Genomic DNA, 24,650 nt, shown 5'->3' on the forward strand with positions numbered 1-24,650 from the left:
CGCCATGACCCGCACCGCGCTCGTCTCCAATGCCCTGCCCTACGCCAACGGCCCGCTGCACCTGGGCCACCTGGTGGGCTACATCCAGGCCGATATCTGGGTGCGGGCGCGGCGCATGCGCGGCGACAACGTCTTCTACGTCTGCGCCGACGACACCCACGGCACGCCGATCATGCTGGCGGCCGAGAAGGCCGGGGTCACGCCCGAGGCCTTCATCGCCAACATCCAGGCCAGCCACGAGCGAGACTTCGCCGCCTTCGGCGTGGCCTTCGACCACTACGACTCGACCAACAGCGATGCCAACCGCGCGTTGACCGAAAGCTTCTACGCGGCACTGGAACAGGCCGGCCACATCAGCCGGCGCAACGTCGCCCAGTTCTATGACCCGGCCAAGGGCATGTTCCTGCCGGACCGCTACATCAAGGGTATCTGCCCCAACTGCGGCAGTCCGGATCAGTACGGCGACAACTGCGAGGTCTGCGGCGCCACCTATTCGCCGACCGACCTGAAGGACCCCAGGTCCGTGATCTCCGGCGCCACGCCGGAGCTGCGCGACTCGGAGCACTTCTTCTTCGAGGTCGGCCACTTCGACGGCTTCCTGCGCGAGTGGCTGGCCGGCGATGTCGCCCTGCCCGGGGTCAAGGCCAAGCTGCGCGAGTGGCTGGATGCCGAAGGCGGCCTGCGCGCGTGGGACATCTCGCGCGATGCGCCCTACTTCGGCTTCCAGATTCCCGGCCGGCCGGGCAAGTACTTCTACGTCTGGCTGGACGCGCCGATCGGCTACCTGTCCAGCTTCCAGAACCTGTGCGCACGCCTGGGCGAAGACTTCGCCCCGCACCTGGCTGCCGGCACCCAGACCGAGCTGCACCACTTCATCGGCAAGGACATCGTCAACTTCCACGGCCTGTTCTGGCCGGCGGTGCTGCACGGCACCGGCCATCGCGCGCCCACGCGCCTGCACGTCAACGGCTACCTGACCGTCGATGGCGCCAAGATGTCCAAGTCGCGCGGCACCTTCATCATGGCGCGCACCTACCTGGACGTGGGCCTGGAGCCGGAGGCGCTGCGCTACTACTTCGCGGCCAAGTCCTCCGGTGGCGTGGACGACCTGGACCTCAACCTGGGCGACTTCGTCTCGCGGGTCAACGCGGACCTGGTCGGCAAGTTCGTCAACCTGGCCAGCCGCTGCGCCGGCTTCATCGACAAGCGCTTCGAGGGCCGGCTGGCCGACGCGCTGCCGGACGCGGCGCAGTACCAGCGCTTCGTCGAGGCGCTGGGCCCGGTGCGCGAGGCCTACGAGCGCAACGACCCGGCCGCGGCGATCCGTCTGGTGATGGCGCTGGCCGACGAGGCCAACAAGTACATCGACGAGACCAAGCCCTGGGTCATCGCGAAGCAGGCAGGCGCCGACGCCCAGCTGCAGTCGGTGTGCACGCAGGGGCTGAACCTGTTCCGCGTGCTGGCCGCCGGCCTCAAGCCGGTGCTGCCGCGCACCGCGGCCGAGGCCGAGGCCTTCCTGTCCGCGCCGGTGCTGGGCTGGGAGGAACTGGCCCAGCCGCTGACCGCGCACGTCATCCAGCCCTACACCCCGCTGTTCACACGGATCGACCCCAAGCGCATCGACGCCATGACCGACGCCTCCAAGGACACCCTGGCCGCCGCACCCGCCGCGACCAAGCCCGCGCCCGCCAAAACCGAAACGAAGGCGCCCACGACTCCCGAATCCCCAATCCCCAATCCCGGCCTCATCAGCATCGACGACTTCGCCAAGCTCGACCTGCGCATCGGCAAGGTGACCGCCTGCGAATTCGTCGAAGGCTCGGACAAGCTGCTGCGCTTCGAACTCGATGCCGGCGAACTGGGGACGCGGCAGATCTTCTCCGGCATCCGCGCCAGCTATGGCGAGCCGGACAAGCTGGTCGGCCGCAGCGTGGTGTTCATCGCCAACCTGGCGCCGCGCAAGATGCGCTTCGGCGTGAGCGAGGGGATGATCCTGTCGGCCGGCTTCGACGGCGGCGCGCTGGCGCTGCTGGACGCCGACACCGGCGCGCAGCCCGGCATGCCGGTGCGCTGACCGCCACACAGCGGCAAGTCCCTTCACACCTCGGCCGGACGCAGACCGCTTACAGTCGGCCGAGCACATCGCGCCCCGCGTCCATGTCCCCAGCGCCTTCGACTCCCGACGCCAGTCCGCGATCCCGCCGCGCCCTGACCGGACTGAACTTCTTCGTGGCCGATGTGCAGGACGGGCTCGGCCCGTTCCTGGGCGTGCAGCTGCAGGCACTGGGCTGGCAGGCCGGCGCCATCGGCCTGGTGATGACCGCCGGCGGCATGGCCGGCCTGCTCGGCACCGTGCCGGCCGGCGCGTTGGTGGACGCCACGCGACGCAAGCGTGCGGTCGTGGCGCTGGCCTGCCTGCTGACGGTGGCGAGCAGCTGCCTGGTGCTGGCCTCGCATGCCTTCCCGGTGGTGCTCGCCTCGCAGGTCGCCAGCGGCCTGTGCGGGGCGCTGATCGGCCCGGCGCTGACGGGCCTCACGCTGGGCCTGGTGCGACAGGCGGGATTCGAACGGCAGATGGCGCGCAACCAGGTGGCGAACCATGCCGGTAACGTCGTGGCCGCCGCGGCGGCCGGCTATCTGGGCTGGAAGTTCGGGCTGGTGGCGGTGTTCGCGCTGCTGGGCGGCTTCGCGCTGCTGGCCACCGCCAGCCTGTGGCGGATCGACCCGCGCCAGATCGACCACCAGGCCGCGCGCGGCAGCGAACCGGACGGCGAGACGGCGCAGTCCGCGCAGGCGGTGCGCTGGCGCGATCTGCTGCGGCAGCGCCCGCTGCTGTTGCTGGGCATGGCGCTGCTGTTCTTCCACCTGGGCAATGCCGCGATGCTGCCGCTGTACGGCCAGGCGGCGGTGGCCACGCATGCGGCCAACCCGGCGGTGTTCACCGCCGCCACGGTGATCATCGCGCAGTTGGTGATGGTGCTGGCCGCGCTGGCGGCGATGCGGCTGCTGCCGCGCTATGGCCATTGGTGGGTGCTGCTGATGACCTTCGTCGCGCTGCCGCTGCGCGGAGTGGTCGCGGCCGGGACGCTGGGCTCGCTTTGGGGCGTGCTGCCGGTGCAGGCGCTGGACGGCATCGGCGCCGGCCTGCAGAGCGTCGCGGTGCCGGCCACGGTCGCCAGCCTGATGCGCGGCACCGGGCGCACCAACGCCGCGCAGGGCCTGGTGATGACCCTGCAGGGCGTGGGTGCCGCGCTCAGCCCGGCCGTCGGCGGCTGGATCGCGCAGCACTGGAGCTATCGCGCGGCCTTCCTGGCGCTGGGCAGCGTGGCCGTGCTCTCCCTGATTCCCTGGCTCCTGCACGGCAGGAAGACCGCCGCAGGAGAAGCGATCGCATGACGCACTGGCTGGTTTGGATCGCCACCGCGGCCACGGTGGCCTGCGTGGTGACGCGCCCGGGGCGCCTGCCCGAGTGGGCCTACGCCGTGGCCGGGGCGCTGGTCGTGGCGCTGTCCGGCGCCCTGCCCTGGGCAGGCGTCGGCCACGCGGTCGGCGAAGGGCTGGATGTCTACCTGTTCCTGGCCGGCATGCTGCTGCTGTCCGAACTGGCGCGCCGCGAAGGCCTGTTCGACTGGGTCGCGCAGCTGGCCGCGCAACATGCGCGCGGCTCGGGGCGGCGCCTGTTCGCGCTGGTGTTCGCCACTGGCGTGGTGGTGACGACCTTCCTGTCCAACGATGCCACCGCCGTGGTGCTGACACCGGCAGTGATCGCGGTGGCGCGCAAGGCGCGCGCGCCGATGCTGCCGCTGCTGTTCGCCTGCGCCTTCGTCGCCAATGCGGCCAGCTTCGTGCTGCCGATCTCCAACCCGGCCAACCTGGTGATGTTCGGCGAACACATGCCGCCGCTGCCGCAGTGGCTGGCGCGGTTCGGGCTGCCCTCGCTGGTGGCCATCGCGCTGACCTACGCGGTGCTGGCCTGGAGCCAGCGGCGCGAGCTGGCCAGCCCGGTCTCCACGGACGTTCCGCTGACGCCGATCAACGCCCACGCGCGGCTGACGCTGTACGCCCTGGCCGCGACCGCGCTGGTGCTGATGCTGGCCTCGTGGCAGGACTGGTCGCTGGGCTGGCCGACCGCGGTGATGGCGGCGCTGGCCGTGCTGACCGTCTCGCTGCGCGGACGCAGCGCACCGTGGCCGGTGCTGGCAGGCGTGAACTGGGGTGTGCTGCCGCTGGTGGCCGGGCTGTTCGTGCTGGTCGAGGCGCTGCGACAGACCGGCCTGGTCGCGACCCTGGCCGGCCTGCTGCGCGACCAGCTGCAGGCCGGCACGGCCCCGGCCACCTGGGTGGTCGCCGCCGCCACGACCGTGGCGGGCAACCTCGCCAACAACCTGCCGGTGGGGCTGCTGACCAGCGCCACGCTGGCCCAGGCCGCGCCCCCGGAAGTGGTCCGTGATGCCGCGCTGATCGCCGTGGACCTGGGGCCCAACATCGCCGTCAGCGGTTCGCTGGCGACGCTGCTGTGGCTGTCGATCCTGCGTCGCGAGGGCGAGCATGTCGGCTTCTTCCAGTTCCTGCGCCTGGGCCTGGTGGTGACCCTGCCCGCGCTGGCCGCGGCGGTCGCGCTGCGGCTGGCGCTGGGCTGAAGGCGGCGACCGGACCATCCGATGCAGCTGGCGCTGTTCGACTTCGACCACACGCTGACCACGCGCGACACCTATGCCGGCTTCCTGCGCCGCATCGCCACGCCCGAGCAGCTGGCGCGGGCGCGCTGGAACGTGGCGCCGTGGCTGCTGGCCTATCGAGCACGGCTGGTGTCGGCCGCCGCGCTGCGCGCGCGCGTGACCCGGATCGCGTTCGAAGGACGCGCGTACGACGAGGTGCTGGCGGCAGGCGAACATTACGCGCGCGACGTCCTGCCCGGCGTGCTGCGGCCGGACATGCGCCAGCGCTTCGATCAGCACCTGGCGCGCGGGCACACCGTGGTCGTGGTGTCCGGCTCGCTCGATGCCTACCTGCGACCGTGGTGCCAGGCGCAGGGCGCGGCGCTGATCTGCAATGCGCTCGAGCACGTCGACGGCCGCTGCACCGGCCGCTACGCCGGGCGCGATGTGGGCGGGCACAAGGTGGCGCGCATCAGGGCCGAGTACGATATGGACAGCTTCGAACGCATCCATGCCTACGGCGACAGCGGCGAAGACAAGCCGATGCTCGCCCTGGCCCACGCACGCTGGTACCGCGGCCGCCCCTGCTCCTGACCGATCCGCAAACCGCGCAGCCCGACCGCCACGCATGACCGATCTTTCCCCCTCCCTCGTCGAACGCCTCGACCGCCTGCTGCCGCAGACCCAATGCGGACAGTGCGGGTTCGACGGCTGTCGCCCCTACGCGCAGGCGATGGCGCGCGGCGAGGCCGGGGTCGAACGCTGTCCACCCGGCGGCGATGAAGGTGCGCGGGCGCTGGCGCAGGTGCTGGGCGTGCCGGCGCAGCCGTTCGACCGCAGCCGCGGCGCGCATCTGCCGGCGCGCGTCGCGCTGATCGTCGAGGCCGACTGCATCGGCTGCACCAAATGCATCCAGGCCTGCCCGGTCGATGCCATCGTCGGCGGACCCAAGTTCATGCACACCGTGCTGGAGGACCTGTGCACCGGCTGCGCGCTGTGCGTGCCGCCGTGTCCGGTGGACTGCATCGTGATGGAGCCGGCGGCCTGAGGCCGCACGCGGAACTTCAGTTCCGCATCAATGCGCGGCGCACGCGCTGCAGATGCGCTCCACGGCATAGCCCCGGGCGCGCAGCTTCTCGACCACGCCGTCGGGCCCGAGCAGGTGCAGGGCACCGACCACCACCAGCGTGTCGTCCTCGCCTGGCCCCTGCAGACGCGCCTCGAGCTTGGGCAGCCAGGCATCGTTGCGCGCCACGTTGATGCGCTGGTACAGCGCGGGGTATTCGCGCTTCATGTCCGCGGCCAGGCCGTCGCGCAGCGTCTGCACGTCGCCGGCGCGCCAGGCCGCATGCAGGCGCCGGGCTTCGCGCTCGCCGGTGGCGCCGGCATCGTCCAGGGTCTCGGCCAGGTACTGGCGCTGCTCCTCGGCGCTCATGCCGTCGAGCATGGCGACCTGATCCTGACCGCGCTCCAGCCCGCTGACCGGCTTGCCGGCCTGCCGGGCCAGTTGGATGAAGTGCAGGTCCAGGCCCAGCTGCGGGTCCAGTCCCTGCGCGGTCATCTCCTGCACGCTGATGGTGGTCGCCACCAGCCAAGGCTCCAGGTGCGCGAACAGGTCGATCGGCAGGTTATGCGCCTGCGCGTACGCCTGCAGGCTCGCCCAGGTTTTGGCATCGATGCGCTGCTGCAAAGTCTGCCCGGCGGGAAGCTGGGCGGCGGCCAGCATCGCCTGGCCCAGCGCCGGCGACTGCAGCTCGTCGCCGGACAGTTCCAGCACCACCTGTTCTGCATCGGCGAACGCCGCGTCCACGTCCGGCGAGAGCGGATAGTCCTGCGCGGTGAGCAGGTGGAACGAACCCAGCAGGTAGAGCGTGTGCCGGCCCTTGCTGACCTTCCACAGCAGCGGCACCGGCGGCGTGGCCCAGGCCGGTGCGGCCACGGCCAGCAGCAGTGCGGCCAGCAGGAGGCGGCGCAGCGCCGACATCAGTGCGCGCCGCCGCCGACCGGCCCGGTGTACATCTTCTCGCCGGCATCGACCAGCAGATCCAGGCGGTTCTCCGCCGGCGGCAACGGGCAGGTCGCGTACACGGTGAACACGCAGGGCGGGTTGTAGGCGCGGTTGAAGTCCACCACCACGCGGCCCTGCGCGTCGGGCGCGTCGGTGTCGATGAAGCGCCCGGCCGGATACGAGCCATGCCCACTGGTGCGGTCGGCCAGCACCAGGAACAGTCCGCCGTTCTCGCCCTCCATCGCGGTGAGCGCATAGCGCTTGCCGTCGCGTTCGAACTCCACCTTGCCCGGGCTGGGCGCGGCGATGGTGTTGCCGACCATGTCGGCATAGGTCAGCGTGGCGCCGGCCGGGCCGCGCACGAACCTGCCTTCGATGCGCCAGGCCGGATCGGGCGTCCAGTACTCCAGTTCGGTGAAGCCCACGCGCGCCGGCGCGTCGGCGCTCTTGATGCGCAGCCCGTAGCGCGCGCCGCGATGGATCAGGCTCATCCGGCCGGCGCCGTCGTCGAAGCCGATCACCGTCGCCGGCCCCGACTGGTCGTCGACCAGGCGGATGCGCCCCTTCAACGGCTGGCCGTCGGCGGTCACCGCCACGCCACGCTCGGGGGTGAAGAACACCTTGTCGCCGTCCACCTGGACCAGGCCCAGCTTGGGCGGACCGACTTCCAGCTTGATGCCGCTGGCATCGCTGCGGCCGATGTAATGCGCCTTGAGCGTGAGCCAGTGCAGGCCGACCAGGCTGGTCCAGCCATCGGGCGCCAGCAGCGCCTGGCGGCGCTCGGTGCGCCAGATCGCGTTATCGGCCAGGAAGGTGGTGTCCGAGGTCATCGCCGGACCGGCCTGCGGTGGCGCCGCGCGATCGCTGCAGGCCGCCAGCAAAGACGCCAGCGCCAGACACCCGAAGACCGCTCGGGTCTTGCCCATCGACTGCCTCAACGCCCGCGCAGGAACCATTTGTCGATCTCGGCCAGGTTGAAGTGCGCCCAGGTCGGGCGTCCGTGGTTGCACTGCCCGGAGCGCTCGGTGATCTCCATGTCGCGCAGCAGGGCATTCATTTCCGGGATCGTGAGCCGGCGGTTGGCGCGGACCGCGCCGTGGCAGGCCATGGTCGACAGCAGCTCGTCGCGCGCGGCGGCCACGCGCCGGCTCTGGCCGTGTTCGCGCAGGTCGGCCAGCACGTCGCGCAGCAGCGCGCCGGGTTCGGCATTGGCCAGCAGGGCCGGCACGCTGCGCACGCTCAGGCTCTGCGGGCCGCTGCGGGTCACATCGAATCCCAGTTCGGTCAGCGTGGCGGCCTCGCGCTCGGCCACGTCGGCTTCGCGTTCGGCCACCGCCAGCGTCATCGGCACCAGCAGTGGCTGTGCGGTCAGGCCGATGCCGTCGTGCGCGGTCTTCAGGCGTTCGTAGCCGATGCGCTCGTGTGCGGCGTGCATGTCCACCACGATCAGCCCGTCGGCGTTCTCGGCCAGGATGTAGATGCCGTGCAGCTGGGCGATGGCATAGCCCAGCGGAGGAATGGCGTCCTGCGCGTCGTTGGCGGGCAGCGGCATCGCCGAGCTCGGCTGCGGACTGCGGATCGAAGGGCTGCTGTACAGCGCCGCATAGGCCCCCGGCGCCTCGGCCACGCGCAGCCCCAGCGGCGACTGCTGCGCGCCGGTCCACTGCAGATGCTGCGGCACCTGCCCCGCCGCCGGCGCGGGGGCACCGTAGGCGGCCTGCGCCATCGGCATCGGCGCGGCGGCCATCTCGCCGGCACCGTCGGCGGCCACGCCGGCGCGCGTGCCGGCCAGCGCCTCCTGCAGCGTGCGGAAGACAAAGTCATGGATCATCCGCGATTCGCGGAAGCGCACCTCGTGCTTGGCCGGATGCACGTTGACGTCCACGCGTGCCGGATCCAGCTCCAGGAACAGCACGTAGGCTGGCTGGCGGCCGTGATACATCACGTCCTGGTAGGCCAACTTCACCGCATGGGCGATGTTGCGGTCGCGCACCGCGCGGCCGTTGACGTAGAGGTACTGCTGGTCGGCGCTGGCGCGCGAATACGCCGGCTGCGCGACCCAGCCGTGCAGGCGCAGGCCGGCGCCGCTGTGATCGATGCGCAGCGCGTGCCGGGCGAATTCCTCGCCCAGGGTCTCGTGCAGGCGCAGGCTGGGCTCCAGCTGGCCGCCGCCCTTGTAGCGGCGCGACGGCCGGCCATTGTGCGACACGCGCAGTTCCACGTCCGGGCGCGCCAGCGCCAGCGAGCGCAGCCATTCCTCGATGTGGCCCAGCTCGGTGCGCTCGGCGCGCAGGAACTTGCGCCGCGCCGGCACGTTGTAGAACAGCTCGCGCACCTCGACCGTGGTGCCCTGCCCGTGCTGGCGCGGCATCACCTCGCCCACGCGCCCGCCGTCCACCTGCAGCGCCGCGCCATGGGCGTCCTGCGCGCGTCGCGAGCTGAGGCTGAAACGGCTGACCGAGGCGATCGAGGGCAGCGCCTCACCGCGGAAGCCGAGCGTGGCCACCGTCTCCAGATCGTCCAGCGAGGCGATCTTGCTGGTGGCATGGCGCGAGACCGCCAGCGGCAGTTCCTCCGGCGCGATGCCGCCGCCGTCGTCGCGGATGCGGATCAAGCGGATGCCACCTTCCTCCAGGTCGATGTCCACCCGCTGCGCGCCGGCGTCCAGCGCGTTCTCCACCAGCTCCTTGACGACCGAGGCGGGCCGTTCGACCACCTCGCCAGCGGCGATCTGGTTGATCAGGGTGTCGGGAAGCTGGCGAATGGACACGGGCGAGGAAGGGGCGCGAAGGAAGTGAGGGGTGCGGAAAGGCAGAAGCGAATCCGCGGTCAGTCTAAATCACCGGGCCGCGCTTGCTTTGCCCACGCCTCACGGCGCCCCACTCACGCCCGGCTCAAGGCGCCCCACCGCCCGAGCTACCGCCTGCAGCGGCCTGCGCGCGCGCGGCGAACAGCGTCCCCGGCGGCGGTTCGCGGCTGAAGTAGGTCTCCACGCCCCGCAGGATCGCGCCGGCGATCTGGGCCTGGAAGGCCGGATCGGTCAGCTGCTTCTCTTCGGTGTAGTTGGAGATGAAGGCGGTCTCCACCAGCATCGCCGGCATGTCCGAGGTGCGCAGCACGGCGAAGTTGGCCTTTTCCAGCGTGGCCTTGTGGGCGTTGCCCACGTCCTTGAGCCCGGCCAGCACGTGGCCGGCGGCGTTCTCGGAAGCCTTCATGTGGCCGCTCTGGGCCAGGTCGATCAGCACCGAGCCGAGGGTGCTGTCCACGGTCTGCAGCTTGACGCCGCCGATCAGGTCCGAGGCGTTTTCCTTGTCGGCCAGCCAGCGCGCGCGCTGCGAGGTCGCGCCCTTGAGCGAGAGCACATAGACCGACGAGCCGCTGGCGCTGCGGTTCTCGGCGGCGTCGGCGTGGATGGAAATGAACATGTCCGCGTGCGCCGCGCGCGCCTTGACCGCGCGCTGGTTGAGCGGGATGAAGTAGTCGCCGTCGCGGGTCAGGTAGGACTTCAGGCCCGGCGTGGCATCGATCTGCCGGGCCAGCTGGCGGGCGATCGCCAGGGTGACGTTCTTCTCGTACTTGCCGGTCGGGCCGATGGCGCCGGAATCCTGGCCACCGTGGCCGGCGTCGATGGCGATCACCAGCGGGCGCATGCCGGCGCGCATGGCCAGCTTGGGCTGCGGCAGCACCGGGGCCGGGGCGTCGGCGACGACGGACTTGGGTTCGACCGGCGCGGGGCGGCCGGTGGCGATGGTCACGCCGGGTGCGACCGTCTCCGGCACGTTCGTCGCGGCCGGCGTGGGCACGACGACGCCGGGCACGGGCTGGCCGGCCAGGATCGCCGCCGGCGACAGTGTGCTGGACACCGGCGTGGCGGGCGCCTGCTGCTGCGGCGAAGGCGTCGACGGCGCGGGCGCGGCCACGGGCGCCTGGACGACCGGCGCCGGCGTGGCGGGCATCGGGCGCGTGGCCTGGGCGACCAGCGCGGAGGTTGCCTGCGCGGCGGCGACGCTGGCCGGCACGGCGGCCGACGCCGCGCCGGGTGTGGGCGCGGGCGCGCTGGCGGTGGTCGCCGGGCCGTCGCCGGGCCACTCGATCACCAGCCGCGACAGCGCGCCGGCGCCTTCCATATGCGGATTGACTGCCGTGATCGGCCCGGCCAGATCGAACACCACGCGGAACGTCCCCGGCACCGGCTGCCCGGTGCGCACGGCGGTGACGACACCACTGGGCGCCGGCAGCTTGAGGGACTTCAGCGCGGTGGAGGCCGGCAGGTCGACGACCAGGCGGTTGGGATTGGCCAGCGAGATGGTCTTGTAGGCCCCCGCCCCCTGCAGCTGGATCTCGGCGCGGGTCCCGGTGGGACCATTGATGAGGTCGATCGCGCGCACTTCGCCGGCAAGGGCGCTCGGCACGACGCTGGCCAGCAGCGCGGCGCTCCCCCATGCGATCGCAAGTGCGGTCATCCCCTTCGGCATGCGGGGATTCAAGCACCGCGCCCTGGTAAAGGCAAGCCCTTTTCCCTTAATAATCCGTGACCTGCCGATACTTCCTCGACCGAGCCGGCACGAATGACCCCTAACTGGCCGTTTCCGTCAGGCGGGCGAGCCAGGATTGGCCCGTTTCGCTGCGCGCGCGCAGGTGCGCCTCGCGCCCCTGGCCGGAGATCGCCAGGTGGATCTCCAGATCCGGCGCCGGCAGGCCGCCGCGGCCCTTTTCCGGCCATTCGATCAGCCACAGCGTGGCCACGGCCTCGTCCAGGCCGAGAAAATCCAGCTCGCTGGCATCGCCCAGGCGATACAGATCCAGGTGCCAGGCCTCGCCACCGTCGATGGGGTAACGCTCGATCAGCGTGTAGGTGGGGCTGCGCACCGAGCCGGTCACGCCCAGCCCGCGCAGCAGCGCGCGCGCCAGGGTGGACTTGCCGGCGCCCAGGTCGCCATGCAGATGCACGGCCGCCTGCGGCGGGCGGGTGGACGCCAGCGCGTTCCCCAGCCGCGCGGTGTCCTCGACCTGCGCCAGGTGCAGCCGCATCAGCCGGCCGCCTGCGGATTGGCCAGGGTCGGCAGGCAGTCGAACAGATCGCTGGCCAGCAGCCCGCGCTGGCCGCGCCGCGCGGCCGCCGCGTCGCCGGCCAGCCCGTGCAGCAGTGCGCCGGCGCTGGCCGCGGCGAACGCCTCCAGCCGCTGCCCGCGCAGGCCGGCGATCACGCCGGTCAGTACATCGCCCATGCCGCCGGTGGCCATGCCGGGGTTGCCGGTGGTCATCACCCGCGGCAGCTGTCCGTCCTGCGCGACCAGGGTGCCGGCGCCCTTGAGCACGACCGTGGCCTGCCAGCGCGCCGCCAGCTCGGCGGCCGCGCCGAATCGGTCGGCCTGGACCTCGGCGGTGGAACGCCCGAGCAGGCGCCCGGCTTCGCCCGGATGCGGGGTCAGGATGGCATCGCCCAGCGCGCGCGGTTGCCGTGCGATCAGGTTGAGCGCGTCGGCATCGAGCACCAGCGGCTTGCCGGCCTCCAGCGCCAGACGCAGCAGCGCGCGGCCCCAGTCGCCCTGGCCCAGCCCGGGGCCGATGGCGATCACGTCGGCCGCGTCGAGCAGCGGCTGCAGGTCGCTGCCGGATTCCACCGCATGCACCATCGCCTCCGGACGCCGCGTCAGCAGCGCGCCGACATGCGCCTGGCGCGTGGCCACCGAGACCAGGCCCGCGCCGCTGCGCAGTGCGGCCTCGGTGGTCATCATGATCGAGCCGCCGTGGCCCAGATCGCCGCCGATGCACAGCACGCGGCCGTTCTCGCCCTTGTGCGTGTCCAGCCGGCGCGGCTTGAGCCAGGTCGCCAGATGCTCGGCCTGCAGCAGGTGCGCCTTGGGCGCGGTCATGCGCATCAGTTCGTCCGGAACCTGGAGCGGATCGAGCAGCAGTTCGCCGGCATGCTCCAACCCGGCGCCGGTATGCAGGCCGTGGTGACGCACGATGAACTGCAGCGTGCGCCGCGCGCGCACTGCCACGCCGGGCGCCGCGCCCTGGCCTGCATCGACGCCGCTGGGCACGTCGAGCGCGAACACCGGCGCCGGCTGCGCATTGATCGCCTCGATCAGCGCCTGCGCCTGGCCTTCCGGCGCGCGCGCCAGGCCGATGCCGAACAATGCATCGACCACCACGTCGGCCGGTGGGAACTGCTGGGGGAACAGCGCCACCTGTCCGCCGGCGGCGATGTAGTCGGTGCACGCGCGCTGGGCCAGCTCGGTGCGCGGCGTGTGCTCCTCCAGATGCACCACCACCACCTGCCGGCGTGCCCGCAGCGCGCACAGCGCCAGCACATAGCCATCGCCGCCGTTGTTGCCGGGCCCGCAGACCACGGTGAGGCGCTCGGCCTGGGGCCATTCGCGTTCCAGCACCTGCCACGCGCCCTGCCCCGCCTGCTGCATCAGCGCGAAGGCGCCGCCCGCCAGGCGCGCACTGGCCTGCTGGTCCAGGGCGCGTGCCGCGGCGGTGCCGAACAAGGGGAGAAGGGCCGTCATGGCGCGCGATTCTATACTTGCGTCCATGACTGCTTCGTCTGCGACATCGCCCGATCCGCACGCGCTGGCCGCGCGGATCCGTGAACTGGCGCGCGCGGCCGGCTTCCAGCGCTGCGGCATCGCCGGCATCGAGCTGGGCCAGGACGAAGACCACCTGCGCAGCTGGCTGGCCGAAGGCCTGTACGGCTCGATGGACTGGATGGCGCGCCATGGCGAGCTGCGGGCGCGACCCGCCGAGCTGATGCCGGGCACCCTGCGCGTGATCTCGGTCGGCCTGGACTACGGGCGCAACGACAGCGACGACGCCTGGACCACGCTGGGCGACGGCACCCGCGCCTATGTGGCGCGCTACGCGCTGGGCCGCGATTACCACAAGCTCATGCGCAACCGCCTGCAGAAGCTGGCGCTCAAGCTGCAGGAAGAAGTGGGCGCGTTCGGCCACCGCGTGTTCGTCGATTCGGCGCCGGTGCTCGAACGCGCGCTGGCGCGCAACGCGGGGCTGGGCTGGATCGGCAAGCACACCTGCCTGATCGACAGGCAGGGCGGCTCGTGGTTCTTCCTCGGCGAGATCTACGTCGACATCCCGCTGCCGATCGACGCGCCGGCCAGCGCGCACTGCGGCACCTGCGTGCGCTGCATCGAGGTCTGCCCCACACAGGCCATCGTCGCCCCGCACCGGCTCGATGCGCGGCGCTGCATCGCCTACCTGACCATCGAGCACGACGGCGCGATTCCGCTCGAGCTGCGCAAGCCGATCGGCAACCGCATCTTCGGCTGCGACGACTGTCAGCTGGTGTGCCCCTGGAACAAGTTCGCCAAGCGCACCGACGAGCCGGACTTCCGCGCGCGCAACGACCTGGATACCGCCACGCTGCCGCAGCTGTTCGCCTGGGAAGAGGACGAGTTCCTGCGTCGCACCGAGGGCTCGGCGATCCGCCGCAGCGGGCATGAGCGCTGGCTGCGCAATATCGCCGTGGCGCTGGGCAATGCGCCGACCACGCCGGAGATCCTCGCCGCCCTGGCTTCTCGTCGCCAGGACGCCTCGGCGCTGGTGCGCGAGCACGTCGGCTGGGCGCTGGCGCAGCACGCGACGTGACCGGGTCGCGCTCAGTCCGTTCCGAGCAGACCCTGCAACACCGCCACCAGGTCCAACTCCCCGCGCAGGCGCGGCTCGTCCTCGAACCTGATCCAGCCCTGGTTGAAGCCATCCAGCATGCGCATGCGGGGCTCGGGATGCCGCATTCCCTGGGCACGGAACTGGGCGTCCCAGTCGGCGCGCGGCACCGTCTCCACGCGCACCGGGCGGCCCAGCACGGCGGAAAATGCCGCAGCCGCATCCAGGGGGGAAACCGGCCGCGGCCCCTCCAGGGCGACCCGGCGCACGCCATCGTGGGGCTGCAGGATCAGCTCCGCCGCCACGCGCCCGACATCGGCCGAGGCCACCATGGGGATCGCCCGCTCAGGGGGTTGAAGAAAGCTGTGCAACACGCCGGACTGGCGCACCGTCTCCAGATCCCATGCGAAGTTGTCCAGGTACCAGGCCGGGCGCAGAAAGGTGATCGGCAGCGCCAGCATGGCCAGGGTGCGCTCCATCAGGCCCAGCTGGCTGAGCAGGTTTTCCTCGGCCGCCTGGGCCCCGACCGTCGACAGGCATACCACGCGCGCCGGGCGCGTGTTCCGTAGCGCCTGCGCCAATGCCTCGGCGCATGCCCGCGTTTCGGGGAAGCCCGGGGCCGGGTCGTAGACCGGAGGCGGCAGCACGAACACGCCTTCGGCACCCGCGAACGCGGCCGTCAGAGCATCGGCATCGTGCATCTCGGCCATCGCCACCTCGCAGCCCTGCGCGCTCCAGACCTGGGCACTGGCTGGATTGCGCGCCACCGCGCGAACGCGCTCGCCCGCGGCGAGAAGATGGCGGGCGAGCGCGCCGCCGACTTTTCCGGTGATGCCCGTGATGGCGTACATGCAGATCTCCTGGATCAAGGGGGAAGACCGCGCTACCGCGGCGTGGCGCCACTTTCCGCCTCGGTAATTGATGCTTCAATATCGCCTTTGTCACTTCATTGATGACTTGGAGTCACCATTTCGCATGCGCAACCAAGGCCCCCTCGTTTCCGGCGCTTCGGTGCTGATCGCCGTCGTCCAGGCCGGCACGCTGGCGCGCGCCGCCGAAGCGCTGGGCATGTCGCCCTCGGGCGTCAGCCGCGCGCTGGCGCGGCTGGAGCAGCAGATCGGCGCGCGCCTGCTGGCGCGGACCACGCGCACGCTGTCGCTGACCGACGAAGGGCGGCGTTTCTACGAACGGGTCGCACCGCATCTGGCGGAGATCGAGGACGCCGCGCTCGAAGCCGGCGGATCGGCCGACGTCGTGCGCGGCCGCCTGCGGGTCAATGTGGATCCCTACTTCTCGCGCGTGCTGCTGTCCCGGCACATCGCCGGCTTCATGGCGCGCCATCCGCAGCTTTCGCTGGAACTGATCATGCGCGATGCGGTGGGCGACCTGGTGGCCGACGGATTCGACCTGGCCATCCGCTTCGATGCGCCGCCGGAAGGCGCGTTCGTCGCGCGCAAGCTGGGCCATACGCGGGTGCTGACCGTGGCCGCGCCGTCCTATCTGGCCGCGTCCGGCAGGCCGGCACGGCCCGAGGACATCGAAACGCGCGAGTGCATCGACTTCCTCAACCCGACCACCGGCCGGGCCTATGCGTGGGAAGTCAGACGCGGCGACGAGGTGCTGCCGCTGAAGGTCAAGGGACGCTTGATGACGTCCGACTCGGGGACGTTGCTGGGCGCCTGCCTGTCAGGCTTCGGCATCGCCCAGGTGCTCGCGCTGGGCTGCGAGGACCTGCTGCGCGACGGCCACCTGGTCAACCTGTTCCCCGACTGGTGCGATGAGCGCTTCCCGCTGTACGCGATCTCGCCCACGCGCCAGCATCGGCCCGCCAAAGTGCGGGCCTTCATCGCGTTCATCGCCGAGATCGTCGAGCCGGCGTTCGCCGAACCGCCGCGGACCCGCGCCCCGCGCCGCGGCCGCGCACGCTGAGCACGCGACCTGACGTCGAGCCAGACGCGCCGGGCGTCAACGCGTGCGGATCTGCTCCAGCAGCGCCCGGGTCACCGGATCGTCCGCCTGCGCCTGGCCCTTGAGCGCCGGCAGCAGGCCGTTGGCCAGCTGCTTGCCCAGTTCCACGCCGAACTGGTCGAAGGCGTTGATGCCCCAGGCCAGGGACTGCGCGTACACGCTGTGCTCGTACATGGCGATCAGCGCGCCCAGCGACTGCGGGGTGAGCGCGTCGAGCAGGATCATCGTGCTCGGCCGGCCGCCGGCGTAGCTGCGATGCGGATCGTCGCTGGACTGGCCGTTGGCCAGCGCCTCGGACTGCGCCAGCAGATTGGACAGCAGGGCGATGTGGTTCTCGGCGTAGGGATCGTCGTTGTTGATGGTGCCGACGAAATCCAGCGGCACGATCTGCGTGCCCTGGTGCAGCGCCTGGAAGAAGCTGTGCTGCACATCGGTGCCGGCACCGCCCCACCATACCGGCACGGTCTCGCAGTCCACCGGCGTGCCGTCGATGCGCACCGACTTGCCCAGGCTCTCCATCACCAGCTGCTGCAGGTAGTTGGGCAGCAGCGCCAGGCGCTGGTCGTAGGTCATCACGCCATGCGCGGCGTGGCCGAGCACGTTGCGGTTCCAGATGGCGGTCAACGCGTGGCGGATGGCCAGGTTGGACTCGGCCGGGGTCTCCAGCACGTGCCTGTCCATCAGCGCGGCGCCGTCGAGCAGCGCGTGGAAGTTGTCGAAGCCGATCGCCAGCGCGATCGGGAAGCCCACCGCCGACCACAGCGAATAACGCCCGCCCACCCAGTCCCACATCGGCAGCACGCGCGCATCGGGGATGTCGAAGGTCTTGGCGGCGCGCTCGGGATTGGCGCTGACGGCGTACAGGCGCTCGCTGCCGCCCAGCCAGTCGGCCAGGATCCTGCCGTTGAGCAGCGTCTCCTGCGTGCCGAAGGTCTTGGAAATCAGGATCGCCGCGGTCTTGGCCGGATTCAGGCCGGCCAGCACGCGCTGCGCGGCGGCGCCATCGACGTTGGACAGGAAGTGCACGCGCAGCCTGGGCTGCAGCGGGCGCAGCGCATCGGACACGTGGCGCGGCCCCAGGTCCGAGCCGCCGATGCCGACGCTGACGATGTCGGTGACCTCGCTGGCCTCCAGCTCGGCCACCAGCTTGCCCATGCGCTCGCGCACGCCGGCCGCCTCGGCATAGGCGTCCCGCGCGACCTGAGCGTCGGTCAGGTTGCTGCGCAGCGCGGTGTGCAGGGCCGAGCGACCCTCGGTCGGGTTGACGATCTCGCCACGGAACAGGCGCTGGTAGGCCGCCTTGAGATCGAGGTCCGAGGCCAGCGCGTGCAGCGCCTCCAGCGCCTGCCGATCGTAGCCCTGGCGGGCGAAGCTGGCGTACACCGGCCCCACCCGCAGCGCCAGCTCCGACGCGCGCGCAGGGTCCTGTTCCAGCAAGGCCGGCGCGCGGGTGCCGCGCAGGCGGTTGGCGTGGGACTGCAACGCGTCGAAGTTCGTCATCAGGCGGCCTGCTTGGGAATCGAATGGTTGGTGTGGGTGATGACGTTCTGTCCGTCCACGTAGATCAGCGTGGGCTGGAACGCATCGGCCTCGGCCTCGGACATGCTCGCAAAGGCGGCGATGATGATGATGTCGCCCACCTGCACATGGCGCGCGGCGCCGCCATTGAGCGAGATGATGCCGCTGCCTTCGTCGGCGCGCAGGGCGTAGGTGCTGAAGCGCGCACCGTTGGTGACGTCCCAGATGTGCACCTGCTCGAATTCGCGGATGCCGCTGGCGTCGAGCAGCATGCCGTCGATGGCGATCGAGCCTTCGTAGTTCAGCTCGGAGTGGGTGACGGTAGCGCGGTGGATCTTGGTCTTGAGCAGGCTCAGGTGCATCGGCGTAGGGCAGCGGCAGGAAAGCAGGCCGGCGAGTCTAGCAGCGCGCGGCAGGCGGCACCGTGCAACGCGCGCGGCTTTCAGAATTCCAGGTTGTCGATCAGCCGGGTGCTGCCCAGGCGGGCGGCGATCAGCGCCACTTTCGCGCCCGGCTCGCCGTCGGCCGGCTCGGACAGGTCAGGCCGGCGCACCACGGTGTAATCCACCACATAGCCGACCTGCGCCAGGCGCGCGGCGGCGGCCTGTTCGACCTGGGCGCGCGGGGTGCCGGCGATCAGGTCATCGCGCATCTGCAGCAGGGTGCGGCGGATCTCGGCGGCGACGGGGCGCTGCTCGCCGGACAGGTACTGGTTGCGTGAGCTCATCGCCAGGCCGTCGGCCTCGCGCACGATGCTGCCGCCCAGGATCTCCACCGGGAACGCCAGATCGGTGACCATCTGCCGGATCACCGCCAGCTGCTGGTAGTCCTTCTTGCCGAAGGCCGCCACGTCCGGGGTGACCTGGTTGAACAGGCGGCTGACGACCGTGCACACGCCATCGAAATGGCCCGGACGGCACTCACCTTCCAGCACGCCGCTGACGCCGGGCACGTGGACCTTGGCGGCCAGTTCGACCCCGAACGGGTACATCGACTCGACCGTCGGCAGCCACAGCACGTCGCAGCCGGCGCCTTCCAGCCCGGTGGTGTCCGCGTCCGGCGTGCGCGGATAGCGCGTGTAGTCCTCGTTGGGGCCGAACTGGGTCGGGTTGACGAACACGCTGGACACCACGCGGTCGGCGTACTGGCGCGCCAGCATCACCAGCGAGTAGTGCCCCGCGTGCAGGTTGCCCATGGTCGGCACGAAGCCCACCCGCAGGCCCTGGCGCTTCCAGCCGGCCACGCGCGCGCGCAGCGCGTCGAGTTCAGTGATGGTTTCGATCATGTGCGCCCTACCCGCGCGTCGGAGTCGATGGGGTCGGACGTGCGTCAGTACGCATGGGCGGCATCGGGAAACTGGCCTGCGCGCACGGCATCGGCATAGGCGCGCACCGCGCCGGCGATCGAGCCGCCCTGCTCCAGGAAATCCTTGACGAACTTCGGCCGGCGGTGGCCCATCTCCAGGCCCAGCAGGTCGTGCAGCACCAGCACCTGGCCGTCGCACTGCGCGCCGGCGCCGATGCCGATGGTCGGGATGTCCACCGCCGCGGTGATGCGCGCGGCCAGCGTGGAGGGCACGCATTCGAGCACCAGCAGGCTGGCGCCGGCCTCGGCCACCGCGATGGCGTCGGCCAGCAGCTTCTCGGCCGCCGCGTCCTCGCGCCCCTGCACCTTGTAGCCGCCGAAGGACAGCACCGACTGCGGCGTCAGCCCCAGGTGCGAGCACACCGGGATGTCACGCTCGCTCAGGAAGCGGATGACCTCCAGCTTGTGGCCGGCCCCCTCCAGCTTGACCATCTCCGCGCCGGCCTGCAGCAGGCGCGTGGCCGCCTCCAGCGCGCGCTCGGGCGTGGCATCGGACTGGAAGGACAGGTCGGACACCAGCAGCGCGCGCTGCAGCCCGCGGGCGACGATGCGCGTGTGGTAGACCATGTCCTCCACGGTCACCGGCAGGGTCGAGTCATGGCCCTGCACCACCATGCCCAGCGAATCGCCGATCAGCACCAGGTCCACGCCCGCGGCGTCGAGCGTGCGGGCGAAGCCGTAGTCGTAGCAGGTCAGCATCACCAGCTTCTGCCCGGCCTGCTTGGCCTGGCGCAGGGCGGGAACGGTCCAGGGCTTGCTGTCGGCATGCGTGCTCATAGCCGATCATTATCCACTCATAACGCGGCGATGGCGCCACGGTCGATGCGGAAAGCTGCTTCCCGCACGCTGCCGTGGCCGGCGATGCGCAGCTCCGGCGCGACATCGGCCAGCGGGACCAGGGCGAAGGCGCGCTCGTGCAGGCGCGGGTGCGGCACCTGCAGGCCAGGCAGGTCGATCACCGCCTCGCCGTACAGCAGCAGGTCCAGGTCGAGCGTGCGCGGACCCCAGCGCTGCTCGCGACTGCGGTCGCGGCCGAAGCGGCGCTCGATGTCCAGCAGCGCCGCCAGCAGCGCCGGCGCCGGCAGCGTGGTGGTCACCCGCGCGGCGGCGTTGACGAAGTCCGGCTGGTCCTCCACGCCCCAGGCCGGCGTCACGTACAGCGGCGAGGCCGCTACCAGCGCGGTGTCGGGCAGCGCGCCGATGGCCGCGAAGGCCGCGCGCAGCGTGCCCGCCGCATCGCCCAGGTTGGCACCCAGGCCGATGCAGGCGGTGACCGGGGCCGTCATTCCCCGCTGGCGCCGGCCGCGCCGCTGCGGCGGCGGCGACGGCGACGGCGCTTGGACGGGGGCGCGTCCTCGTCGGTATAGCTGTCGATCGCCGGCTCCAGGCCCAGGCTGGCCGACAGTTCCTCGTTGGACTGGGTCTGGGCCTGGGTCCAGAAGGCGACATCGGCGGCGTGCTCGGGCGAGGCCGACTGGCGCAGCACCAGGAAGTCGAACGCCGCGCGGAAGCGCGGATGGCTCAGCAGGCGCACCACGCGCTTGCGCTGGCGCTGGGAGAAGCGCGACTGCAGCAGCCAGATCTCCTGCATCGGCAGCGAGAACCGGCGCGGCAGCGCGATGGTGGTCAGCTGGTGCAGGGTCACGCGGTCGGCGGCGCGGCGCGCGGCCTCTTCCGGATGGGTGCCCTGCGCCTGCAGGCCGATCAGCGCGCGGCAGTAGGCCGGCCACAGCAGCAGCGCGAACAGGAAGGCCGGCGAGACCGGCTCGTCGGCCGCCACGCGGGCATCGGTGCCGGCCAGGCCTTCGAGCACCATCGCGCGCAGCGCGCCGCTGCGGTTGGACTTCAGCGCCGCCGCGCTCTCGGGCAGCAGCACGGTCAGCAGGCCCGTGCGCTCCAGGCCCTCGAAGCTGGCCACGGCATGGCCGGACAGGAACAGCTTGAGCACCTCCTCGAACAGCCGCGCCGGCGCGGCCTCGGCCAGCAGCGGCGCAAGTTCGGGGATCGGCGCGGCGGTCGGCCCGTCGATGGTGAAGCCCAGCTTGGCCGCCAGGCGCACCGCGCGCAGCATGCGCACAGGGTCCTCGCGATAGCGCTGCTCGGGATCGCCGATCAGCTTCAGCCGCCGGGCCTGCACGTCCTCGAAGCCGCCGCAGTAGTCGCGCACCGAGAAGTCCTCGATGGCGTAATACAGCGCGTTGGCGGTGAAGTCGCGGCGGACCGCGTCGTCCTCGATCGTGCCGTAGACGTTGTCGCGCAGCAGGCGGCCGTCCTCGTGCAGCTCGCGGTCGCCGCTGCCGTCGTCGCTGTTGGCGCGGAAGGTGGCGACCTCGATGATCTCGCGGCCGAAGACCACGTGCGCCAGCCGGAAGCGGCGGCCGATCAGGCGGCAGTTGCGGAACTGCTGCTTGACCTGCTCGGGCGTGGCGTCGGTGGCCACGTCGAAGTCCTTCGGATGCTGGCCGACCAGCAGGTCGCGCACGGCGCCGCCGACCAGATAGGCCGAGAAACCCGCGTCACGCAGGCGGTAAAGCACGCGCAGGGCGTTGGGGCTGATGTCCCGGCGCGAGATGGTGTGGGCCTCGCGCGGGATGACGGTGGGCTGAAGTTCGGAGGTGATGATCGCGGCTTCCGTTAGAAATTGGCGGCTGACCCGATTGCCGGGAGCTCAAGCTGCGAATATACTAACCAGCTACGCCGTCACGGCCAAAACGCTCCCTTCGTCTAGTGGTTAGGACGTGGCCCTCTCAAGGCTAAAACAGGGGTTCGAGTCCCCTAGGGAGCGCCACCGTGGCAATGCGAGACCCGATCAGACCCGGCCGATGCCGGGTCTTTTCGTTTGCGCCGCCGCCTCGCGCGGGCGGGTGGGCAAGCGCGTTCCTATAGAATGCGCAGCCCCTCGCACGTCATCCGGAAACGCCCATGCCCTTCGTCGTCACCGAGAACTGCATCAAGTGCAAGTACACCGACTGCGTCGAGGTGTGCCCGGTGGACTGTTTCCACGAAGGCCCCAATTTCCTGGTGATCGACCCGGACGAGTGCATCGACTGCACGCTGTGCGAGCCGGAGTGCCCGATCAACGCCATCTACCCCGAGGACGACGTGCCGGCCGGGCAGGAAGGCTTCGTGGCGCTCAACGCCGAGCTGGCCAAGGCCTGGCCGGTGATCACCGTGCGCAAGGAACCGCTGCCCGACGCCAGCGACTGGGAAGGCAAGCCGGACAAGCTGCCGCTGCTGCAGCGCTGACGCCGGGGCGCGGCCTTCCAGGCCCGACCCGAGGCAACAAAAAAGGCGCCGCAAGGCGCCTTTTTCGTGGATCGTGCCGCCCCGGGTCAGGTGCCGCCCAGCTTGTTCTTCAGCTCGGCCATCAGGCGCGTGGCCTCCGGGCCGTTGGCCGGCAGGCCGCGCGGATCCACCGCCGAGACGTACACGCCCGAGCTGGTCTCCGCCACGCGCACCAGGAAGCTGGCGCCCTGATAGGTCACATCGAAGCTGCCCAGCAGCTGCGCGCGGCTGGCGATGGTCAGGCCATCGACCGTGCCCAGCGCGTCGCCGACCTTGCCGAACACCTCGTCGCGCTTGCCGGCGACGTTGAAGCCGGAGGTGTTGCTGGACGCCGGCGCGGCGGCCTCCTGGCCACGGCCGGCGGCGCTGCCGCTGGCCACGGTCGGCACCTGCATGGCGCCGGCGGTATTGGGCAGGTTGAGATCCGGCGGGACTTCCAGCGGGCGCTCCTGCTCGCTCAGCGCATAGTCGCCCTTGGGCCCCTTGTGGAACCACTTGCAGCCGGACAGGCCGACGATCGAGATCGCCAGCACCACCGGCACGACCACACGCGAAAGACGGGAAACACGCATTGAATGACTCTCCGTTGTTGGTTCAGGCCGCGAGCGGTTCGCGGCTGGATTGTTCTTCGAGCACCGCCCGCCGTGCGGCCAGGCGATCGGCCAACCCAGCGTGGGCGGCCGACAGCGGCAGCAGCGGCAGGCGCAGGCCCTGGCCGATCCCGGCGCGCTGCAGCAGCGCCTTGACCGGGATCGGATTGGACTCGATGCCGAAGAAGGCATGGAATTCTGCCAGCTGCGCGTCCCAGGCGGCGGTCCCGGCGGCGTCGCCGGCCCGGGCCAGGTCGCACAGGCGGCGGTAGGCGCCGGGCAGTGCGTTGGCGCCGACCGAGATCAGGCCGTTGGCACCGGCCAGCAGCGCGCGGCCGGCGGTGCCGTCATCGCCGCTCAGGATGGCGAAGCCCGCGCTGCGCAGCGCCAGCAGCGCCTGCATGCGGGCCGGGTCGGCCACGGCTTCCTTGATGCCGACGATGCCCGGATGCCCGGCCAGCTCGGCCACGGTTTCGGGCGACAGATCGCAACCGGTGCGGCCGGGGACGTTGTAGAGCACCACCGGCAGGCCACCCTGCTCGGCCACGGCGCGGTAGTGCGCGACCAGGCCAGCCTGGGTCGGACGTACATACGGCGGGGTCACCACCAGCGCGCCGTGCGCGCCGGCCGCGGCCGCCAGCCGCGTCTGGGCGATGGTCTTGGCGGTGCCGGACTGGCCGGTGCCGGCCAGGACCGGAACCCGGCCGCCGATCTGCTCGACCGCCGCGCGGATCAGCTGGGCGTATTCATCTTCCGACAGCGTGGCGGCCTCGCCGGTCGAGCCCGCCACCACCACGCCCTGCACGCCGCCGCGCAGCTGCTGGGAAAGCAGTGCGCGCCAGGCATCCAGATCGAGGTCGCCGGCGCCGGAAAACGGCGTGGCCAGGGCGGTGATGCAACCGGAAAGGAACAAGCGCTTCGCCTGTAAGGAGTGATACGCACGGAACGCCGCGCACGGGCAGCGATGTTACTTGCGGCGCGAAAGGACGGGCAAGTATGCTGGCCGCGCTTCACCGGCCCCCTCCCGGGCGCCATTCAGACTCGTTGCAATGCCGGAAGCCCCTTTGACTGACACCACGCCCCGGCCCTCGCCGAACGAAAACCACCTCCTGATCAACGCCTACACGACGCATCCGGAGTCGCCCCTGCTGGGCGTGACGCGTCGGATCGCCGATTCGGGCTGCAACCTGGTCGATGCGCGGTTGTCCACGGTCGGCCGCGACGTGTCGGTCACGGCGCTGGCCACCGGTTCCTGGGACGCGGTGGCCAAGCTGGAGGCCATGCTGACCCGCCTCGAGCGCGAGGAAGGCCTCAAGCTGATCTGGTACCGCACCGCCGCCAAGGTCGTGCAGTCCAACCTGCTGCCCTACATCGTCGAGGTGGTGGCCGCCGACAAGCCGGGCATCCTGTTCCAGCTGGCCGATTTCTTCGATCGCCAGGGCATCACCATCGAGAACCTGCAGTCCACGCGCTACCGCGCGATGCAGACCGGGGCGGAGATGTTCTCGGCGCAGGTCACCATCGGCGTGCCGGCCAACATGCACATCGCCGCGCTGCGCGACGATTTCCTCGAATTCTGCGACCATCTGAACCTGGACGCGATCATGGACCCGATGAAATTCTGAC

Annotated in this window: 23 protein-coding genes, 1 tRNA gene and 1 pseudogene; 10 read left to right on the plus strand and 15 right to left on the minus strand. The window is 71.1% G+C overall.

Annotated features, from left to right (window positions below):
- Positions 1-4 precede the first annotated feature (4 nt).
- The 5 genes from metG to rnfB all read left to right on the plus strand — a co-directional run bounded on the left by metG (position 5) and on the right by rnfB (position 5,706).
- Positions 5-2,074, plus strand: coding sequence for a methionine--tRNA ligase (metG, locus tag LAJ50_RS12795; RefSeq protein ID WP_138654489.1), 2,070 nt, complete (start codon positions 5-7; stop codon positions 2,072-2,074).
- Between the two features lie 83 nt (positions 2,075-2,157).
- Entirely contained in the window at positions 2,158-3,396 is a 1,239-nt protein-coding gene (locus tag LAJ50_RS12800) for an MFS transporter (protein ID WP_138654492.1), read from the plus strand.
- Positions 3,393-4,640: an arsenic transporter gene (locus LAJ50_RS12805; protein ID WP_138654494.1), complete on the plus strand. Its 1,248-nt coding sequence runs from the start codon at positions 3,393-3,395 to the stop codon at positions 4,638-4,640. Before LAJ50_RS12800 ends, LAJ50_RS12805 begins: the two co-directional genes overlap by 4 nt.
- Positions 4,641-4,661: 21 nt before the next feature.
- A complete protein-coding gene (locus tag LAJ50_RS12810) occupies positions 4,662-5,252 on the plus strand; it encodes an HAD-IB family hydrolase (protein ID WP_130552954.1) in 591 nt (196 codons plus the stop codon).
- Positions 5,253-5,286: 34 nt separating this feature from the next.
- Positions 5,287-5,706, plus strand: coding sequence for an Rnf electron transport complex subunit RnfB (gene rnfB / locus LAJ50_RS12815; RefSeq protein WP_130552955.1), 420 nt, complete (start codon positions 5,287-5,289; stop codon positions 5,704-5,706).
- Positions 5,707-5,733: 27 nt separating this feature from the next.
- Here the strand turns inward: rnfB and LAJ50_RS12820 are convergent, their stop codons facing one another.
- The 6 genes from LAJ50_RS12820 to LAJ50_RS12845 all read right to left on the minus strand — a co-directional run bounded on the left by LAJ50_RS12820 (position 5,734) and on the right by LAJ50_RS12845 (position 13,184).
- Positions 5,734-6,642, minus strand: coding sequence for a TraB/GumN family protein (locus LAJ50_RS12820; protein WP_130552956.1), 909 nt, complete (start codon positions 6,640-6,642; stop codon positions 5,734-5,736).
- Entirely contained in the window at positions 6,642-7,592 is a 951-nt protein-coding gene (locus LAJ50_RS12825) for a DUF1684 domain-containing protein (protein ID WP_171044649.1), read from the minus strand. Before LAJ50_RS12825 ends, LAJ50_RS12820 begins: the two co-directional genes overlap by 1 nt.
- An 8-nt stretch (positions 7,593-7,600) precedes the next feature.
- The gene (gene mutL, locus LAJ50_RS12830) at positions 7,601-9,436 is read right to left on the minus strand and encodes a DNA mismatch repair endonuclease MutL (protein WP_138654496.1); all 1,836 of its coding nucleotides are present in this window, start codon (positions 9,434-9,436) and stop codon (positions 7,601-7,603) included.
- Positions 9,437-9,560: 124 nt separating this feature from the next.
- Positions 9,561-11,129: an N-acetylmuramoyl-L-alanine amidase gene (locus LAJ50_RS12835; protein WP_224096318.1), complete on the minus strand. Its 1,569-nt coding sequence runs from the start codon at positions 11,127-11,129 to the stop codon at positions 9,561-9,563.
- A 112-nt stretch (positions 11,130-11,241) separates the two neighbouring features.
- Positions 11,242-11,700, minus strand: coding sequence for a tRNA (adenosine(37)-N6)-threonylcarbamoyltransferase complex ATPase subunit type 1 TsaE (tsaE, locus tag LAJ50_RS12840; RefSeq protein WP_171044552.1), 459 nt, complete (start codon positions 11,698-11,700; stop codon positions 11,242-11,244).
- Positions 11,697-13,184, minus strand: a complete 1,488-nt coding sequence (locus LAJ50_RS12845) for an NAD(P)H-hydrate dehydratase (protein WP_138651965.1) — start codon at positions 13,182-13,184, stop codon at positions 11,697-11,699. Before LAJ50_RS12845 ends, tsaE begins: the two co-directional genes overlap by 4 nt.
- 25 nt (positions 13,185-13,209) lie before the next feature.
- Here LAJ50_RS12845 and queG point away from each other — a divergent pair, with 25 nt between their 5' ends.
- Positions 13,210-14,280 carry a tRNA epoxyqueuosine(34) reductase QueG gene (gene queG, locus LAJ50_RS12850; protein ID WP_138651963.1) on the plus strand — a complete coding sequence of 357 codons (1,071 nt, stop codon included), beginning with the start codon at positions 13,210-13,212 and terminating at the stop codon, positions 14,278-14,280.
- An 11-nt stretch (positions 14,281-14,291) separates the two neighbouring features.
- Here the strand turns inward: queG and LAJ50_RS12855 are convergent, their stop codons facing one another.
- On the minus strand, positions 14,292-15,149 hold the full coding sequence (locus LAJ50_RS12855; protein WP_138651961.1) for an NAD(P)H-binding protein: 858 nt from the start codon (positions 15,147-15,149) through the stop codon (positions 14,292-14,294).
- A 124-nt stretch (positions 15,150-15,273) separates the two neighbouring features.
- Here LAJ50_RS12855 and LAJ50_RS12860 point away from each other — a divergent pair, with 124 nt between their 5' ends.
- Entirely contained in the window at positions 15,274-16,227 is a 954-nt protein-coding gene (locus tag LAJ50_RS12860; protein WP_138651959.1) for a LysR family transcriptional regulator, read from the plus strand.
- Positions 16,228-16,263: 36 nt separating this feature from the next.
- Here the strand turns inward: LAJ50_RS12860 and pgi are convergent, their stop codons facing one another.
- The 6 genes and pseudogenes from pgi to pcnB all read right to left on the minus strand — a co-directional run.
- On the minus strand, positions 16,264-17,766 hold the full coding sequence (pgi, locus tag LAJ50_RS12865) for a glucose-6-phosphate isomerase (protein ID WP_138651957.1): 1,503 nt from the start codon (positions 17,764-17,766) through the stop codon (positions 16,264-16,266).
- Entirely contained in the window at positions 17,766-18,146 is a 381-nt protein-coding gene (gene panD, locus LAJ50_RS12870; protein ID WP_138651955.1) for an aspartate 1-decarboxylase, read from the minus strand. The genes pgi and panD overlap by 1 nt, the downstream gene beginning before the upstream one ends.
- 80 nt (positions 18,147-18,226) lie before the next feature.
- A complete protein-coding gene (panC, locus tag LAJ50_RS12875; RefSeq protein ID WP_138651953.1) occupies positions 18,227-19,069 on the minus strand; it encodes a pantoate--beta-alanine ligase in 843 nt (280 codons plus the stop codon).
- 44 nt (positions 19,070-19,113) lie between these two features.
- On the minus strand, positions 19,114-19,926 hold the full coding sequence (gene panB, locus LAJ50_RS12880) for a 3-methyl-2-oxobutanoate hydroxymethyltransferase (protein ID WP_130522182.1): 813 nt from the start codon (positions 19,924-19,926) through the stop codon (positions 19,114-19,116).
- Positions 19,927-19,943: 17 nt separating this feature from the next.
- Positions 19,944-20,435 carry a 2-amino-4-hydroxy-6-hydroxymethyldihydropteridine diphosphokinase gene (folK, locus tag LAJ50_RS12885; protein WP_138651951.1) on the minus strand — a complete coding sequence of 164 codons (492 nt, stop codon included), beginning with the start codon at positions 20,433-20,435 and terminating at the stop codon, positions 19,944-19,946.
- Positions 20,432-21,745 (minus strand): annotated as a pseudogene (gene pcnB / locus LAJ50_RS12890) (polynucleotide adenylyltransferase PcnB); the annotation flags it as partial. The pseudogene pcnB and the gene folK, both read right to left, overlap by 4 nt.
- A 117-nt stretch (positions 21,746-21,862) precedes the next feature.
- Between pcnB and LAJ50_RS12895 the strand changes: the two are divergent.
- Positions 21,863-21,937: transfer RNA gene (locus tag LAJ50_RS12895), tRNA-Glu, on the plus strand.
- 134 nt (positions 21,938-22,071) lie between these two features.
- Complete coding sequence (gene fdxA, locus LAJ50_RS12900; protein ID WP_138651949.1) at positions 22,072-22,395, plus strand: ferredoxin FdxA; 324 nt, start codon at positions 22,072-22,074, stop codon at positions 22,393-22,395.
- 86 nt (positions 22,396-22,481) lie between these two features.
- Here the strand turns inward: fdxA and LAJ50_RS12905 are convergent, their stop codons facing one another.
- A complete protein-coding gene (locus LAJ50_RS12905; RefSeq protein ID WP_130552969.1) occupies positions 22,482-23,006 on the minus strand; it encodes a hypothetical protein in 525 nt (174 codons plus the stop codon).
- Between the two features lie 22 nt (positions 23,007-23,028).
- Entirely contained in the window at positions 23,029-23,937 is a 909-nt protein-coding gene (gene dapA, locus LAJ50_RS12910; RefSeq protein WP_138651947.1) for a 4-hydroxy-tetrahydrodipicolinate synthase, read from the minus strand.
- Between the two features lie 136 nt (positions 23,938-24,073).
- On the opposite strand from dapA, the gene LAJ50_RS12915 reads away from it, so the two are divergent.
- Positions 24,074-24,649: a glycine cleavage system protein R gene (locus LAJ50_RS12915; protein WP_130518955.1), complete on the plus strand. Its 576-nt coding sequence runs from the start codon at positions 24,074-24,076 to the stop codon at positions 24,647-24,649.
- Position 24,650 lies beyond the last annotated feature (1 nt).

The organism is Pseudoxanthomonas sp. X-1 (assembly GCF_020042665.1).
GTDB classification, from domain to species: domain Bacteria; phylum Pseudomonadota; class Gammaproteobacteria; order Xanthomonadales; family Xanthomonadaceae; genus Pseudoxanthomonas_A; species Pseudoxanthomonas_A spadix_A.

Coding starts and splice junctions, on each gene's coding strand:
- LAJ50_RS12905 (WP_130552969.1), bottom strand. CDS start 23,006: ATGCGTGTTTCCCGTCTTTCGCGTGTGGTCGTGCCGGTGGTGCTGGCG.
- pgi (WP_138651957.1), bottom strand. CDS start 17,766: ATGACGAACTTCGACGCGTTGCAGTCCCACGCCAACCGCCTGCGCGGC.
- folK (WP_138651951.1), bottom strand. CDS start 20,435: ATGACGGCCCCGGTCACCGCCTGCATCGGCCTGGGTGCCAACCTGGGC.
- LAJ50_RS12860 (WP_138651959.1), top strand. CDS start 15,274: ATGCGCAACCAAGGCCCCCTCGTTTCCGGCGCTTCGGTGCTGATCGCC.
- LAJ50_RS12805 (WP_138654494.1), top strand. CDS start 3,393: ATGACGCACTGGCTGGTTTGGATCGCCACCGCGGCCACGGTGGCCTGC.
- LAJ50_RS12825 (WP_171044649.1), bottom strand. CDS start 7,592: ATGGGCAAGACCCGAGCGGTCTTCGGGTGTCTGGCGCTGGCGTCTTTG.
- LAJ50_RS12915 (WP_130518955.1), top strand. CDS start 24,074: ATGCCGGAAGCCCCTTTGACTGACACCACGCCCCGGCCCTCGCCGAAC.
- LAJ50_RS12800 (WP_138654492.1), top strand. CDS start 2,158: ATGTCCCCAGCGCCTTCGACTCCCGACGCCAGTCCGCGATCCCGCCGC.
- queG (WP_138651963.1), top strand. CDS start 13,210: ATGACTGCTTCGTCTGCGACATCGCCCGATCCGCACGCGCTGGCCGCG.
- rnfB (WP_130552955.1), top strand. CDS start 5,287: ATGACCGATCTTTCCCCCTCCCTCGTCGAACGCCTCGACCGCCTGCTG.
- fdxA (WP_138651949.1), top strand. CDS start 22,072: ATGCCCTTCGTCGTCACCGAGAACTGCATCAAGTGCAAGTACACCGAC.
- panB (WP_130522182.1), bottom strand. CDS start 19,926: ATGAGCACGCATGCCGACAGCAAGCCCTGGACCGTTCCCGCCCTGCGC.
- LAJ50_RS12820 (WP_130552956.1), bottom strand. CDS start 6,642: ATGTCGGCGCTGCGCCGCCTCCTGCTGGCCGCACTGCTGCTGGCCGTG.
- LAJ50_RS12810 (WP_130552954.1), top strand. CDS start 4,662: ATGCAGCTGGCGCTGTTCGACTTCGACCACACGCTGACCACGCGCGAC.
- LAJ50_RS12835 (WP_224096318.1), bottom strand. CDS start 11,129: ATGACCGCACTTGCGATCGCATGGGGGAGCGCCGCGCTGCTGGCCAGC.
- LAJ50_RS12855 (WP_138651961.1), bottom strand. CDS start 15,149: ATGTACGCCATCACGGGCATCACCGGAAAAGTCGGCGGCGCGCTCGCC.
- metG (WP_138654489.1), top strand. CDS start 5: ATGACCCGCACCGCGCTCGTCTCCAATGCCCTGCCCTACGCCAACGGC.
- panC (WP_138651953.1), bottom strand. CDS start 19,069: ATGATCGAAACCATCACTGAACTCGACGCGCTGCGCGCGCGCGTGGCC.
- LAJ50_RS12845 (WP_138651965.1), bottom strand. CDS start 13,184: ATGACGGCCCTTCTCCCCTTGTTCGGCACCGCCGCGGCACGCGCCCTG.
- panD (WP_138651955.1), bottom strand. CDS start 18,146: ATGCACCTGAGCCTGCTCAAGACCAAGATCCACCGCGCTACCGTCACC.